The 13,780-nt window shown below is 57.0% G+C and carries 15 protein-coding genes and 1 tRNA gene; 6 read left to right on the forward strand and 10 right to left on the reverse strand.

All coding sequences use genetic code 11. The annotated features are described in order from the left end of the window. The first annotated feature begins 31 nt into the window (after positions 1 to 31). A complete protein-coding gene (locus tag HZ994_11525) occupies positions 32 to 712 on the forward strand; it encodes a response regulator transcription factor (protein QTN32927.1) in 681 nt (226 codons plus the stop codon). 965 nt (positions 713 to 1,677) lie between these two features. Here the strand turns inward: HZ994_11525 and HZ994_11530 are convergent. Then, complete coding sequence (locus HZ994_11530) at positions 1,678 to 3,684, reverse strand: hypothetical protein (GenBank protein QTN32928.1); 2,007 nt, start codon at positions 3,682 to 3,684, stop codon at positions 1,678 to 1,680. A gap of 149 nt (positions 3,685 to 3,833) precedes the next feature. Here HZ994_11530 and HZ994_11535 point away from each other — a divergent pair, with 149 nt between their 5' ends. Beyond that, on the forward strand, positions 3,834 to 3,986 hold the full coding sequence (locus tag HZ994_11535; protein ID QTN34382.1) for a helix-turn-helix transcriptional regulator: 153 nt from the start codon (positions 3,834 to 3,836) through the stop codon (positions 3,984 to 3,986). A gap of 70 nt (positions 3,987 to 4,056) precedes the next feature. Here HZ994_11535 and HZ994_11540 read toward each other — a convergent pair whose 3' ends face one another. The 9 genes from HZ994_11540 to HZ994_11580 form a co-directional block, all read right to left on the reverse strand. Next, positions 4,057 to 4,374 carry a hypothetical protein gene (locus HZ994_11540; GenBank protein QTN32929.1) on the reverse strand — a complete coding sequence of 106 codons (318 nt, stop codon included), beginning with the start codon at positions 4,372 to 4,374 and terminating at the stop codon, positions 4,057 to 4,059. Between the two features lie 70 nt (positions 4,375 to 4,444). Continuing rightward, on the reverse strand, positions 4,445 to 4,822 hold the full coding sequence (locus HZ994_11545) for a hypothetical protein (GenBank protein QTN32930.1): 378 nt from the start codon (positions 4,820 to 4,822) through the stop codon (positions 4,445 to 4,447). 118 nt (positions 4,823 to 4,940) lie between these two features. Next, entirely contained in the window at positions 4,941 to 5,246 is a 306-nt protein-coding gene (locus HZ994_11550; protein ID QTN32931.1) for a hypothetical protein, read from the reverse strand. Between the two features lie 31 nt (positions 5,247 to 5,277). Beyond that, positions 5,278 to 6,003, reverse strand: coding sequence for a DUF932 domain-containing protein (locus tag HZ994_11555; protein QTN34383.1), 726 nt, complete (start codon positions 6,001 to 6,003; stop codon positions 5,278 to 5,280). 175 nt (positions 6,004 to 6,178) lie between these two features. After that, a complete protein-coding gene (locus tag HZ994_11560) occupies positions 6,179 to 6,949 on the reverse strand; it encodes a PD-(D/E)XK nuclease family protein (GenBank protein QTN32932.1) in 771 nt (256 codons plus the stop codon). 53 nt (positions 6,950 to 7,002) lie between these two features. Beyond that, a complete protein-coding gene (locus HZ994_11565; protein ID QTN32933.1) occupies positions 7,003 to 7,509 on the reverse strand; it encodes a hypothetical protein in 507 nt (168 codons plus the stop codon). A gap of 100 nt (positions 7,510 to 7,609) precedes the next feature. After that, a complete protein-coding gene (locus tag HZ994_11570; GenBank protein QTN32934.1) occupies positions 7,610 to 7,795 on the reverse strand; it encodes a hypothetical protein in 186 nt (61 codons plus the stop codon). A 139-nt stretch (positions 7,796 to 7,934) separates the two neighbouring features. Further along, positions 7,935 to 8,135 (reverse strand): helix-turn-helix domain-containing protein, encoded by a 201-nt coding sequence (locus HZ994_11575; protein QTN32935.1) that lies wholly within the window; start codon positions 8,133 to 8,135, stop codon positions 7,935 to 7,937. A gap of 43 nt (positions 8,136 to 8,178) precedes the next feature. Next, a tRNA-Val gene (locus tag HZ994_11580) sits at positions 8,179 to 8,254 on the reverse strand. 179 nt (positions 8,255 to 8,433) lie between these two features. Between HZ994_11580 and HZ994_11585 the strand changes: the two genes are divergently transcribed. The 4 genes from HZ994_11585 to HZ994_11600 all read left to right on the forward strand — a co-directional run bounded on the left by HZ994_11585 (position 8,434) and on the right by HZ994_11600 (position 13,778). After that, positions 8,434 to 9,201: a hypothetical protein gene (locus tag HZ994_11585; protein ID QTN32936.1), complete on the forward strand. Its 768-nt coding sequence runs from the start codon at positions 8,434 to 8,436 to the stop codon at positions 9,199 to 9,201. 125 nt (positions 9,202 to 9,326) lie between these two features. After that, positions 9,327 to 11,405, forward strand: coding sequence for an SAM-dependent DNA methyltransferase (locus tag HZ994_11590; GenBank protein ID QTN32937.1), 2,079 nt, complete (start codon positions 9,327 to 9,329; stop codon positions 11,403 to 11,405). Further along, the gene (locus tag HZ994_11595; GenBank protein QTN32938.1) at positions 11,402 to 12,757 is read left to right on the forward strand and encodes a restriction endonuclease subunit S; all 1,356 of its coding nucleotides are present in this window, start codon (positions 11,402 to 11,404) and stop codon (positions 12,755 to 12,757) included. The genes HZ994_11590 and HZ994_11595 overlap by 4 nt, the downstream gene beginning before the upstream one ends. Before the next feature lie 58 nt (positions 12,758 to 12,815). Continuing rightward, positions 12,816 to 13,778 carry an ATP-binding protein gene (locus HZ994_11600; GenBank protein QTN32939.1) on the forward strand — a complete coding sequence of 321 codons (963 nt, stop codon included), beginning with the start codon at positions 12,816 to 12,818 and terminating at the stop codon, positions 13,776 to 13,778. Positions 13,779 to 13,780 lie beyond the last annotated feature (2 nt).

Below are 13,780 nucleotides of genomic sequence, written 5' to 3' on the forward strand. Positions count from 1 at the left end.
CTCCACACGGAAGTAACATACAGTCCCGCAGATGAGCACCCTCGCCCAACCGATCCGAGTTTCCGTCGTCGAAGACGATCCCTCCCTGAGATCCATCTATACCGGATGGATCGGGGAGGCGGATGGGTTCACCTTGGTCAGCCAATACGGCGACGGGCTGGAGGCACAAAGAGGCATCCCCGGTGACAACCCCGATATCGTCCTCATGGACATCAACCTGCCCGGCCTCAACGGTGTCGAGTGCGTCCGCTCCCTCAAGCTGCAGCTTCCGAAAATCCAGTTCGTGATGATCACCGTCTATGAGGATTCCAACCGGATTTTCAGGACGCTGGAAGCGGGCGCCACGGGTTACCTTCTCAAGCAGACACCCCGCCAGCAATTGCTGGATTCCCTGCGCGAAGTGCACCAGGGGGGCTCCCCGATGAGCAGCGGGATCGCCCGGAAGGTCGTACAGTGTTTCCGGAAAACCAATCCGTCCGCGGAGGAAAACGAGCTCAACCAGCTCTCGAAACGCGAGGAGCAGGTTCTCAACCTGCTTGCCCAAGGTTACCTGTACAAGGAAATCTCCAGCGAACTCGGGATCAGCGACAACACCGTGGACACCTACCGCCGCCGCATCTACGAGAAGCTCCACGTCCACTCGCGCGCGCAAGCGGCCGCCGTCTATCACCAGTTGAAGCCCGCCACCGTCCAGCCGCCCGGCAGGGCATAGCAAGACTGCGGCGAAAGATCTTGCCATCGTATCGGATGACGGCGTAACACATCCCTGCAGATGCGAGCTGGCACAGGCACTTGCCACCCGGATCAGCTTGCCTGAATTACACTCACTTTGTTCCATAAGGAAACTCCGAGTATCCAAGCATCTTTCAATCATCTCACATAACTCCGCAAGTCATTGGAAACCAATACGTTGCACGAGTAGCTCAGCGGTAGAGCAACCCGTTTACACCGTGATACGACAGCTCGTTCGTGGGACGTTGCGGATTGAAGAGAATTGCGTAACTCGTTCTATTCCTTAGCTTTAGAGAATACCTGGCATCTGAACCCGGATCGACTTCAAAAGAGCCGATTTGCCCCAAATGGCTCCTTGCGACCCGATTTTGCCACCGCCTGTATACATAGCGAGTATACATAGCTCCAACCCGCTTGAAACGGGTCTCTCTGCGATTCAGCGGAAATTTGCGGTCGGTAGAGAGAATCGGGAATTCCAAGTTCTTGCCCGATCGTGAAACCGCCGCACGACTGCTACTGTACTATAATACCAATAATTCGAGTCCCGCCCACCTCCAGGCAGATGTTTTTCCCAACCTTTCCCCAAAAGCCGACTGGGCACGAAAGGCAGGAGTCGAGGACGCTCTTTCTGGGAACAACTCAGCTGGTTATCACCCGTAAATTTGGAGTCCTATGATGAATACCCGATTTTTGGTGCAAATAACCAAATGTTGCAAAACCACGTGGGACAGATCGCCCACCCCCAAAAATACTGCCGGGTTTGCCGTCAAAGCTATGCTCTGTAAGGAATTCTAATCCTTTGGATGTGTCATAGAGTGCACAGCCGGTGGCCCAACTGTCCCACGTGAATGACGTCAAAATCAAAAATTTGAGCGGAACTGGGGAGTTTTTCTTTTGAGCTGACAACGCCAGCTGGAGGGAAGAGTCCCGCTTGAGAATCACGGGCTAGTTCACGCTGAGTCCCCGAATACTGATGGTGCCTGCCGACCAACTGTCCCCACAGCTGAAACGAATCGAAGGAATCGAGTCGATCTTGTAGTCCCGCTTTTCCCACAGCTCTCCATCGCGATAGTATTCAACCCCATCTTCACGAACCTTCAGTGAAATTTTCATCGGCGTCGCCGACGTGTATTCATTTCCTTTCTCGGTGATCCGCTCGACACCCTTCCTCGGATAAAGAGCAAGGGTCCGTTTGCTGCCTTCGTTGCCGAGAGTCGTACCAGCTACTTGGACACGTGGTCTCAAACCACTTAACACATTGATTTCAAAATCGATGGACAATGGAGGTTTGCGGTTGAGACTGAGCGTGATTCCACCATTGCCGTAACCAATCAGCTGATCTGGGTGGAACTCCCAAGTCCCTCCCTTAGTCTCCCAGTTTTTCTCGTTCTCAGCACCAAATAAATCAGACACGGGAGCTTTAGTATTTCCTGAAAACCTGAGAGCTACGGCACTACCGCGAGTCAGTGTCCGTCCCGTATGTCCGGCGAGTTTCCAGAACCCGTCATCGTCGATGTAAACGTGTAACCGCTCACCGCCACCATTGAAACCGCCTGCCATCATGGACAGAAAACAAAAGCCATCGTCCTGATGAATCATTCGCACGGGTCCGTCTCCCTTGGTCCACGAGTAGGTGATCACTTCGGGCGGTGTCAGGCCAGCTACCCATTCCACCACGGTTGCGGCTCCGGTGGCAGGTCCGTCACCTTGAAGGTACCACCAGCCGTCAGGGTCTAGCCAGACACGGACATAGGTTTCTCCTGCAAGGAATTCGCCAGAAACCGCTGACAGGTAAGCGAAACCCTTTTTGCTCTCGACAAGGCGAATCGCGGGTCCCTTGCCCTTCCAAGCGACGGTTCGCACCGGTCCGAACAGATTTTTTCCGGTTGGCTCGACCGTCATCACCTTCGCACGCAACCATTGCTTGGATTTTCCGATGAAGTGCCAGTTGCCGTCCGCCCCCACGCTTACCTCGACGCCTTCCACCCCACCTCCGAACCTGCCGGAGATTGACGAGATACAAGCCACTCCATTTTCGGCCGGCATGAGTTTGGCGGCCCCGTCGCCATTCGCCCAATCGTGTTCCCGGATCTGAAACATCTTTCCGATCTCCGAATGGTCGGATTCTGGGCCTTGATCGGGAACGCCCGGAGTCGGGATCGGCGGATTTGGATCTTTCCCCCAAACCAGTTTGAAGCGGGCTGTGACGAATGCCCGCCCCTTGCCGTCGCAGGTCGGGCACTTGATTCCGGCAATCAGTTTCGAGCCTTCGCATTTCGGGCAAGCCTGCCGCTGTTTCTTGGTTAGCACGTAGTGCTTGCCGTCCCGAAGAAGGCTCTCGACCTGCTCTTTGGTTGGCTGTTGGGGTGGTGTCGGTTTAGGGGTATCCTTCGCTGGCTTCACTTCACGCAATTTCCTCACGGAGCGTTGGACACCATGCGTGTTCTCGAACTGATAGACCCCTCCTTGCTCGACAACGACACCGATTACCTCGCCATCAGCAATGCCTCCCTCCTGAAGACGATCATCAAGCAGTGTCAGGTGGAAAGTAGGACTCGGACCTGTGAACTGACTTTCGACAGCAAACCGAACCAGATACTGGCCCCACCCCAAGGACTGATTGACCCTGAAGAAAACTTGCCGGTGTTGCTGTTCCTTGAGTTCCTTGAGCTGCTGGCTGTATGCCAACTTTCTCTCCTCGAGTTCAAGCTTCTGGACGGTCTCCATCGCCCGGTTGAACTTGTCGGAATCTACGGCCTTCATTGGGCCGAGTTCGATGACATGGGCGGCGGTCGCAGGCTCCCTCGCGAAGGACACGCCAGTCGTGTTGGCGAAACAACCGAGCAGAATAAAAAATGCGGTTCGAGCGATTCCGAGAGAGCCCGTGATGGGATTCGGAATAGTTGGGCCACCGTCAACCACGGCATCTTTGATTCGTTGGATACCGTCCATGCCGCCTAGCAGTATCTAAGGTTGTAGCAACTGCTACAACCTCAAAATTACCGTCCGTCACCTACACGTTGGGCGTGAAGGACGAACAGGCGGACCAAATCGTCGAGGCCGTGGTGCGACGGCTACGCGAGCGGCGAGAACGGCTCGGTATGTCCGTGAACAAGGTCGCCGAGAAGGCAGGTATGAGCCACGTTGGCATTCTTCAGATTGAGAGTGGTGAACGCAGCCCGATGCTACGCAACGTCATCAAGATCGCGGCCGCCCTTGAGGTGGATTTGTCCGACCTGTTTTCGGACGAATGACAGTCAAATAAAAACCATACTGGATCCGGGGCACCGAATTGCTCACCGTGCGAAGCGGCCGTTGGGGCGTTCATTGTTCTGAAAATCGACGGATCCAGAAGCGGTCAGATTCGGCATCGAAAGCCATGCCCATGACGAACACCCGATTTTCGGTGCGAATAACCAAATGTTGCAAAATCAAATGGGACAAATCGCCCACCCCTAGAAATACGGCCGAATTTGCCTTAAAGCTTTGCTGCGTAAGGAATTGCAATCCTTTGGATGTGTCATGCAGTGCACAGTCAGTGGCCCAAATGGCCCAAATGATTTGCACCAACATCGGAAAAGTGAGCGGAACTGGCGAATTTTCCTCTTCGAGCGACAACGCCAGCTGGGGAGGAACCTCCATGATCGATCTCGCTGATAGCTAAAAAAGAAGCCCGCCCCGGCTGCTGCCGGGACGAGCTCTTTGTGTCGGCTCACTCGTAGGGGTTGTATTCCTGACGGCGTTGGGGCCGGCGGTTTGCCCGGTGCCTTTGGATCAGCTTCACCGCCATGAATGCGGTGGCGAGAGCCAGGACGATGGGCGGAAGCGTGGCGACTGCCACGTTGATGTTGTCGATCGTGGCACCGAGAAGTCCGGTCCAGTCGCGGATGCCTCCGAGGATGGCGGTGAGAGACGGGACGACGATCAGAGACAATACGATGAGCACCGCCCCCGTCCATAGGTTCAGGCGGAGCCACTCGCGTAGCCAACCTCCCTGGCTGAGCCAGTATTCGATGCTGAGCAACGTATGTCGCACGACTTCGGCACTTCGCTCCGGCCAGCTGAGCTGTTCCAGATCGGCGGGAATCACCGGTCTGGAAACAGGCTTCGGATTCCAAAACCGGCTACCCAGTTTGAACACCGGCCTGCTTGAGCTTCGGACGGTTGTCGACAGATCAGGATCTGGCATTCCGGATTCCGGGTTTTGGTCAGGATGTGAGGTCTGCATGATATCTACCCCTTGTTCCGATGGATGTGCCTGTGAAGAACGCGAGCACGGCAAACAGGCCGAGGCCGAATGAGGCCAACTGCCAGTTGTTCTTGCTGGTTGTTTCGTCGGAGGCCAGAGCTTCCGCTTCCGCACGGAGCTGACGCTCCACCTCCACCTTTTCCTCAAGCACCGTGATCGGATCGCGACCTGGCGGCGTGGAGGTTTCGGTGGCGTCGGATCTGTCGCAGCTGTTGAGCGTGAGCCCGGCCAACATGGTGAGCACGATTGTGATGATGGTTTTCATGATGTGTGTTTTCCTTTCTTGGTATTTGGGTTCAGTTCGCCAATCCAACGACCCCGTCGCACAGCCCATGGAGGGCTTCGCTGCGGATCATGGTGAGGCTTGGGTTCTGGCCTTTGTAGACCTCGGTGAATGCGTTGAATAAGCTCCACAGGTTTCGGGGACGAAACTCGCGGTGGCTCGGCTCACGCCATTCATTGACGACGCCAAGGACTTGGCTGGGGGTGATGGCTCCGCAGTCCATGGCACGGACGACGAAGTCATGGGCAGCCCAGTCTGGGATCTGGCAATCCCGGTAGGCGTCGATCCTTTTGTCGAGGCTGCGGAAACGCTCGCCGAGACGACCTACCGCACGTGCAGTAAGTTGACGCAGATCACGGTAGGCAAATCGCGTATGCTTGCGGCTGATTTTCACCTCCCCGCTGAAGGCGAGGTTGTCACAGGTGAAAACACTGGTGCCCGCCACGAGTCCCGCGGGAAACGTTTTGTCGTGCGAATTTCTCAATCCGACAACCCAAGCGTAGTCCTTTTCGGCCTGCCCGGGTTGCTTGACTTCCATCACGCCGAAGTAGCGTCGACCCTCGTGGGAGAGGGCGTGGCTTTCACGGCCGATCTGGAAACCGGCGGTTTCAAGCTGGGTCTGGACTTCATCCAGCAAAGCCCTGTGGGAGAGCGGATACCAGGTGCTGGTGCCACGCGGAGTTTGCACGGCATTCAGTGTGGACCGGTTGACGAGTTCCGCCCCGCAATGGAGCAGCATTCCGGCGACCGGCCGTTCTCTTGGTTCGACGATCTCGAAGGGTATCGGAGCGTCGGGATCAATGGTGTTGATGTTCATGTTTTTGCTATGGTTGTAGTTTTGTTGGTGGTGGAAACGAGAACGCCCGCCGTGGTCGGGTGACCTGGGCGGGCGGTTCTCTGGATTGGCTTGTTCTCTATCGGGCAACTCCCCATGCGGTGCATTCCTTCCGGAAAGAACACCACGAGCATTGCATGCCGGGCTGCGGGTGGAACCGCTCTTCGGCGATTCCCTCCACAGCCGTATCCAGCATGCGGATCACCCGGCTCTTCCGTTTCCGGTCGGCCGGTGGAGAGCTCACTTTCACGACCTGCGGCGTCTTGGTTTTCACCAGGAACACCAGATCGAGGGCGGGCGGAGTTTCTCCGGTCACTTCCTCAAGCAGGAGCTGGTAGCTCACAAGCTGGAGTTCGTGATCGAAGAGAGCCTGTTGGGGATCGGAACGTGAGGCGGCACTCTTGAAGTCAACCGGCGTGAGATTCTGGCGAACCAGATCCACGACGCCGGTCAGAGGGACGGAAAGCCCCTCGATCTTTTCGGTGAGCATTACCTCCACGCCCCGGGGCTTTTCCTTCATTGCCTCCGGGGAGTCGAGGTAGGCCGCCAGAATCCGGAGACCGTCAGCGTGAGATTTCTCACGCTTGGCATCGTCTTCGTAGTTGGCCGGACCTTCTTCCTTTTCCAGACGGACGAGGGCTTCCTCGTATGCCTGTGCGACAGCCTCGGCTGAATCATCGCCACCACGCCAACGGGCGAGATGGAACGATTGCAGGGCGGCGTGAACCGCCTTGCCGAGATGCAATGCCGGGGAAGTCGGCTTCGGAATGCAGGCGACCCGCTCGAAGTAGAAACGGAGTGAGCAACCCAGGTAGCTCTTGGCGGCTGTCGGGCTGATGTGTGTCGGCATGGTGGAGTGCTTCTCCTTGGCCGCCGGCATGACTGGAGCCGTCGCGGGGGCGATCATCGTCCACCTCCGTTCCGGTTGCCGGCGTAGGCCGAGCGACGCCCGTTGGAGCGGGTCGCATTGCTTCCACCGTGGGTTTCGAGCAACTCGTCGATGAGACCGGAGGCCTCCATCTTGTTGAGCTGCTTGACGCCCTTGCCGAATCGTTGGCGGGACAGATTGTCAACCTCGTTGCGGTCGAGGCTGTGCTCGTCGACAAGTTTCAGGATGAGATCCTTCTGCTTGTCGCTGCACTGCCAGCGGTCGCCGTTGGCCGAGTGGCCGTTGACACCGTTGCCGTTGGTCTGAGCCGGTTCCATGCCGTAGTCATGGGGCGGGACGAATCCGGTTGCCTGGATCTGCTCGTCCACATTGGATTGCAGGAGGTGGTAGATGCGTTCCGCTTCCTGAGGGACGTTATCTGTGGTGACCAGCTCGGTCTCGACGGAGACGCTGAACTGGTGGGACGAATAGCCGGGGAGACCCAAGCGTTTGCTGTAATTTGCGATCAGTTTGATAGCCATATTTTTGTTTCTGGTTGGTTGTTTTGGTTGATGCCCAGACACGAAAAAGCCCGCCGGTGAGGGCGGGCTGTTCGTGGGGACGGGCGTTTGTTGGCTCTGACTACCGCTGAGGGTAATCCTTTCGTGGTTCCCGGAGAATCCGGGTGGTCTCGTCGGCTTCCAAGGCGTTGCGAAGGAGCTGATCCACGAGCTTGGTCATGGGAATACTCCTGTGCTTGGCCTCATGGTAGAGGAGGCCGACAAGATCACCCCGAATCGCCGGAGAATAATGGTTTGGTCGTGCCATTTTCTCGTGAATTCGAGGTTCAAAACGAGCCGCGGAGATCTAGTCCCCGCGACTCAAGGTATTATGGCGTTTTTCGGGGCGGATTTTAACCCTGCGACGACAGAAAAACGCTTTTTCAACGAATTAGCTCAGCAAATTCTCACTCAGGAAGCCATTCCTCCCTCGATTTCAACCATGCTTCGACGCTGCGGCGATTGAAGCGAAGCACGCGATACTTCTTCGATGGCAGGTAGATGGCAGGGAAGCCATTTTCGCGGATGAAAAGGTCGATCCGTTCAGGCCGGACTCGGAGCCACTGGGCGACGTCCCTGATGGTAAGCAGCTTCTCTTCTTCCTTCACGAGCTACGATTCGGATGGTGAGGCCGGCCAGTTGAAGCCAACGTGGTACACGGAGAGGGACTCGAACCCCCGACAGCCTGAATGTAAATCAGGAGCTCTACCAACTGAGCTATCCGTGCGTCGTGTCAGACGGATTTCTTCATAGCGGCCCGCGGCACGAAGAGTCAAGGAACTTCCGGACGCGGGATCATTCCGGCCGATCCCGGGAGTGCGGCCGCTGAAACAGACCGTGCTCCCTGATTGCGGTGAAAAATGGCTCCGGATTGCCAACCCCCGCAGCTCATAGTATTATGCTTCAATGGCCAAAGACGTGATCTCGTGCAAGCTGACCGGTGACGTTGGCCCCGGTGTGAAAGCTCACATCGTCCCCAAGGCATTTCATGGCCTCAAGGACGAGAATGGCAAGGTGCGACAAGGAGGTGTGCAGTTCATATATGACGGCAAAGCCTTACATGAGAACAAGCGTCCGAAAGGCATCTACGATCCGACAATTGTCACTCAGAAAGGTGAAGAAGAATTCAAATCGTGCGACGATTACGCTGCCCGTTTCTTTCTCCAGGAATATGACCAGAAACCGTGGAAACCTTATCCCATCAGTGGAAACTTGCAGATCCTGCCCGCAGGAGAATTCAATGCCAACTTGATCCGACGTTTCTGTATGACGGTTCTTTGGAGAGCCCATGCCAGCAGCCAGCCTTTTTATGGCGAGGTGGATCTCGGCGTTCATGAAGAACGGCTGCGGAAGTTGATCCTTGCCGATGATGTTGGAGATCCTGGTGATTTCAGCGTCATCTTGTGGGACTGGCAGGGAGTGGATCGCCGTAAATGGCCGCTGGAAATGCCCAGTAAGCATAGGTTAGGAGGCGGGGTCAATTTTTACGAGTTCCGCTCAGCAGGGGTAAATTTCTCAATCAAGGTGGATGGCAGAAAAATTATAAACGATCCATCTATCGTGGGGATGGGATCCGACTTACGTGTGTTTTTGAAAAAGAGATCAGGAGGATCCGCAATGACTCGCGAATTTCTCCGCCAGATCAATGATCGCTACCAGTTGAAGGCTCTCTGACATCCGCGTTGAAAATCAGGTATGCGGCCTAGGCTACCATCCAGCCCGGTTGAAGCCTGTCGGCGTTTCGGGCTGGCAGTCGTGGATTGCTTCGGATACCTCAGGTGTCGATCCTAACATTCCGCATGACCCAGCCTTCCTCCCACCTCGACAAAGCCCGCCTCAACAACCTTGCCGAGGAAATCTGGAAATCCGCCGAGCGGCTTCGGGGCAAGCTCAAGGCCCACGAATACCAGAGCGTCGTCCTGCCGATCATCACCATCCGCCGGCTGGAGTGCGTGCTGATCCAGTGGCGGGAGCGGAAGGCGGAGGAAATCCGCTCGAAGCGGAAATCGATCAAGGACGAGGAGCTGGCGAAGCTGGTGAAGGGTCTGGAACTCAACCCGAAGCAGTCGCCCGGGTTCTCGAATTCGACGGACTGGACGCTCCGCAAGATCTACGAGGAGGATCACACGCTGCTGGAGAAAAACTTCCGTGCCTACCTCAAGGGCTTCTCGGAAGGCGTGCAGGACATCCTCGATAGTTTCGACTACCGGGCCATCGTCGGAAAGATGGTCAAGAACGCCCGCCTGGCACCGATCCTCAACCAGTATTCCACCCTCGACCTCGGTCCTGAGAAAATCTCCAGCCTGGAAATGGGCTATATCTATGAGGAGTTGCTGCGGAGGTTCTCGGAAGCCCACGCGGAGGCGGCGGGTGACCACTTCACGCCACGTGAGGTCATCCGGCTCATGGTTGAGCTACTGGAAATCCCCATCCCGACCCACCACACCTCGATCTACGATCCGGCCTGCGGCACCGGCGGCATGCTCTACGTGGCCAAGGAGCACCTCCTCGAAAAGGCAAAGACCGAGGAGGAGCGGGATCGCGTGCAACGGCTTGTCACACTTCATGGCACCGAGTTGATGTCGGAAACCTACGCCATCGCCCGCTCCGAGGCCCTGATCCGCGGCGAGTCGCACGCGACAATCAATTGGGGAAATTCTCTCATCCCCCACGATCCGCAGAGCAAGGAGCCCGGCGACCAGTTTCCGGAAACCGACAAGGCGAACCACTTCGACTTCATGCTGAGCAATCCGCCCTTCGGCGTGACTTGGGGCGGCAAGGACGGCTATCAGGACCAGGCCGAGAAGCTGCGGAAGACCCGATACTCCGCCGGCATGCCCGCGGTGAACGACGGCTCGCTTCTCTTCCTCCAGACCATCCTCGCCAAGATGAAACCGGTCGAGGACGGCGGCAGCCGGGTGGCCATCATCTTCAACGGCTCGCCGCTCAGCAACGGCGACTGCGGCGAGGGCGAGAGCGAGATCCGCCGCTGGATCCTCGAGAACGACTGGCTCGACGCGATCGTCATGCTCCCCAACGAGCTGTTCTACAACACCGGCATCTTCACCTACGTCTGGTTGCTCCGCAACGACCGCCGGAAACTCAAGCGGGACGGGCGGATCATGATCATCGACGCCCGCCAGCAATTCGAGAAGGAGCCCAAGTCCTTCGGCAACAAACGCAACCGCATCGTCGAACGCCACCGCCAGTGGATCGAGGACCGCTATCACAAGGGTTGGAAGAAGGACTCCGAGGACGAAAACGTGCGGTTCTTCACCCGCCACGACTTCGCCTTCCACAAGGTCGAGGTCGTCTTCTGGCAGACCGATGAAAACGACCAGCCGGCCATCATCACCGAGCCCTTCCCGGTGCAGTTCAAGGCGGCCAACGTGAAATCCAAGCAGGAGTTCTACGACAGCGAGATGATCCTGCACATCCGCGTCACCGCCCCGAAGAGCGGCAAGGTCCACCGCTTCGACCTCACGCTCGGCCCGGACGACAGCTTCCTCGATCTCTACAAGCCGGAAATCGCCGTCCGCTTCGGCAAGGAGATGGGCAAGCTCACCGCCGCCACCCTCGACCGCCTGGAAACCGAGGTCAGCTACACCCACCGCCACTACATCAAGGACGACGAATACATCCCCTTCGATGACAAGGGCGATCCGGACAATTACATCCCCGCCTTCCTCAAACGCGAGATCGAGCGGCAAATCATCCGCTGGCAGGACCGTCCGCAGCTCGGATACGAGATCCTGCCCAACAAGTATTTCTACCGCTACACGCCGCCACCCAAGGCCGATGATCTGCTCAAGCAGTTCTGGAAACTGGAGGAAAAGGCGGAAGGTCTGCTCAAGGCACTGGCGAAGGAGGGGGCATGAGCAAGGATATCACCAGTGATGTCTGGCTTGGCGGCCACCCGAACACTTGGCGGCGGACGAGAATCAAGCGTGTCTGCGAATTCTCGCCCTCCTTCTCATCCGGCAAGCCAGATGCGGACGAAGAGTGCACCGTCTGCCCGATGGAGACCATTTCAGAGCTCGGAGCCATTGATGCCGGCAAATGCGAACGCTTTGACGACGTCACCCCTGGACTGACACTATTCGAGCCGAAGGATGTCCTTTTCGCAAAAATCACGCCGTGCATGGAGAACGGCAAGGGAGCCTACGTTGAAACGCTACCCACACGATACGCATTCGGCAGCACCGAGTTCCACGTCCTTCGTCCATCCCATGAGGCCGACGGCAAATTCCTCTACTACTACACTTTCAACCCCACGTTTCGGGCTTGGGCGGAAAAGAACATGCACGGTGCAGCTGGTCAGCAGCGGGTTTCTGCCCGATTCCTGAAATACACTCATCTTCCCCTCCCACCCATCGACGAGCAGAAGCGGATCGCCGCGTATCTGGACGCGAGCTGCGAGGCGATCGACCGTGCCATAAAAACGAAGCGGCAACAGCTCGACACCCTTGATGCCCTCCGCAAGTCCATCATCACGCCAGCAGTGCTAAAGGGAGTTTCCCCAAATCCCAAAATGCGGCAGCTGGATAACGCATGGCTGAAAGAGATTCCGTCGCATTGGAAATGCGTCTCACTCAAGAGGCTCAGTGATAACCATGCAGGTCTCACCCTCGGCAAAACCTACGAGGGGATATTGGTCAGCATGCCCTATCTGCGGGCAGCCAATGTCCAGGACGGCTTCGTGGATCTTAGGCAAATTACCCACATCGAAGTTCCGCCGGAGATCGTGGAGAAAAACCTGCTGTTACCCGGTGATGTGCTCATGACCGAAGGTGGTGATCTGGATAAACTCGGACGGGGATGCGTTTGGAGAGGTGAGATTGATCCCTGCATGCACCAGAACCACGTGCACGCAGTCCGTTGCCATAAACATCGCCTGCTCCCTGATTTCCTCGCCTACGTTACCTCGTCGCAGCACGGGCGAGACTATTTTGAAGCAACTGGCAAAAAGACAACCAACCTCGCCTCCACAAACTCGACAAAGGTGGGGCTCCTGCCCATACCCTTGCCGCCTATCGAAGAGCAAAAAGAGATCGTTCAATACATTGATCAGGCACTTACGGATGCATCACGAATTCGCGATAACGTAGTCGAACAAATCTCCACCCTCACCACCTACCGAAAGGTCCTGATCCACGAGTGCGTCACCGGCAAGCGGCAGATCGCGGAGGCTGATATTGCCAAGCTTAAAGCCAAAACTGGGGGCGGCTAGCCCGAGAAAGCGGACTCGACCCTTGCCAAGAGATCCACTACATTACAATCACCACCCGATGGCCACAGCCGAACAAATCAAATCCTTAATCCGGTCTCACCTGAGTGACGACCACGAGCGGTTTTATACCTTGGCCCTGCAGGTGGCCGCACATGAGGCCCAGCAGGGCCACGCGGCACTGGCCCACGATATCCGCGAAATCGTGGATAAGGAACGCAAGGCCCGGGGTGGAAACGCGTTGCTCAAGTTTCCTCAGGATCTGGCCGGAATGGTGATGTCCGAGCGGACCGACACCCCGCTCGCAGCCCTGGTCATTCCCGCCGCATTCCGAGAGCGGATCCGCCGAATCGTCCACGAGCACCGCCAGCAGGAAAAACTCAAGAAGCACGGCCTTTCCAACCGTCGGAAAATCCTGCTTTCCGGCCCACCGGGCACGGGAAAGACGCTCACAGCCCGGGTGCTGGCACATGAACTCCGCCTGCCCCTGCACACGATTCAGGTCGACAAGCTCGTGACCAAATTCATGGGCGAGACCAGTGCCAAGCTTCGGCAGATCTTCGACCTCATCCGCGACGAACCAGGCGTGTATCTTTTCGATGAATTCGACGCGATAGGCGGCGAGCGTTCCCGGGACAATGACGTGGGCGAAATGAGGCGAGTGCTCAATGCACTCCTTCAATTCATCGAACAGGATAGCTCCGACAGTCTCATCATCGGTGCCACCAACAACCCGGGACTGCTTGATCGGGCTCTGTTCAGGCGTTTCGACGATGTCCTTCATTACCATATGCCGGATGAAGAATCCCGACGCCGGCTGATCGAGAACGTGCTCTCCTCGTTCATGGGCCGTCTCGGTTGGAAGGCGATCCTAACGGCAAGTTCAGGCCTCAGCCACGCGGAGATCGATCACGCCTGTCGCGATGCGATCAAAGAAGCGATCCTAACCGATAAGCAGAAGGTGGACACCAAGGCACTACTCCGGACACTTGGTGAACGCAGTCAGACCCACGCACGCGACTGATC

The organism is Akkermansiaceae bacterium (assembly GCA_017798145.1).
Lineage (GTDB): Bacteria > Verrucomicrobiota > Verrucomicrobiia > Verrucomicrobiales > Akkermansiaceae > Luteolibacter.

Coding starts and splice junctions, on each gene's coding strand:
- HZ994_11530 (QTN32928.1), bottom strand. CDS start 3,684: ATGGACGGTATCCAACGAATCAAAGATGCCGTGGTTGACGGTGGCCCA.
- HZ994_11570 (QTN32934.1), bottom strand. CDS start 7,795: ATGGCACGACCAAACCATTATTCTCCGGCGATTCGGGGTGATCTTGTC.
- HZ994_11535 (QTN34382.1), top strand. CDS start 3,834: ATGTCCGTGAACAAGGTCGCCGAGAAGGCAGGTATGAGCCACGTTGGC.
- HZ994_11550 (QTN32931.1), bottom strand. CDS start 5,246: ATGAAAACCATCATCACAATCGTGCTCACCATGTTGGCCGGGCTCACG.
- HZ994_11540 (QTN32929.1), bottom strand. CDS start 4,374: ATGGAGGTTCCTCCCCAGCTGGCGTTGTCGCTCGAAGAGGAAAATTCG.
- HZ994_11525 (QTN32927.1), top strand. CDS start 32: ATGAGCACCCTCGCCCAACCGATCCGAGTTTCCGTCGTCGAAGACGAT.
- HZ994_11560 (QTN32932.1), bottom strand. CDS start 6,949: ATGCCGACACACATCAGCCCGACAGCCGCCAAGAGCTACCTGGGTTGC.
- HZ994_11565 (QTN32933.1), bottom strand. CDS start 7,509: ATGGCTATCAAACTGATCGCAAATTACAGCAAACGCTTGGGTCTCCCC.
- HZ994_11555 (QTN34383.1), bottom strand. CDS start 6,003: ATGCTGCTCCATTGCGGGGCGGAACTCGTCAACCGGTCCACACTGAAT.
- HZ994_11585 (QTN32936.1), top strand. CDS start 8,434: ATGGCCAAAGACGTGATCTCGTGCAAGCTGACCGGTGACGTTGGCCCC.
- HZ994_11590 (QTN32937.1), top strand. CDS start 9,327: ATGACCCAGCCTTCCTCCCACCTCGACAAAGCCCGCCTCAACAACCTT.
- HZ994_11595 (QTN32938.1), top strand. CDS start 11,402: ATGAGCAAGGATATCACCAGTGATGTCTGGCTTGGCGGCCACCCGAAC.
- HZ994_11600 (QTN32939.1), top strand. CDS start 12,816: ATGGCCACAGCCGAACAAATCAAATCCTTAATCCGGTCTCACCTGAGT.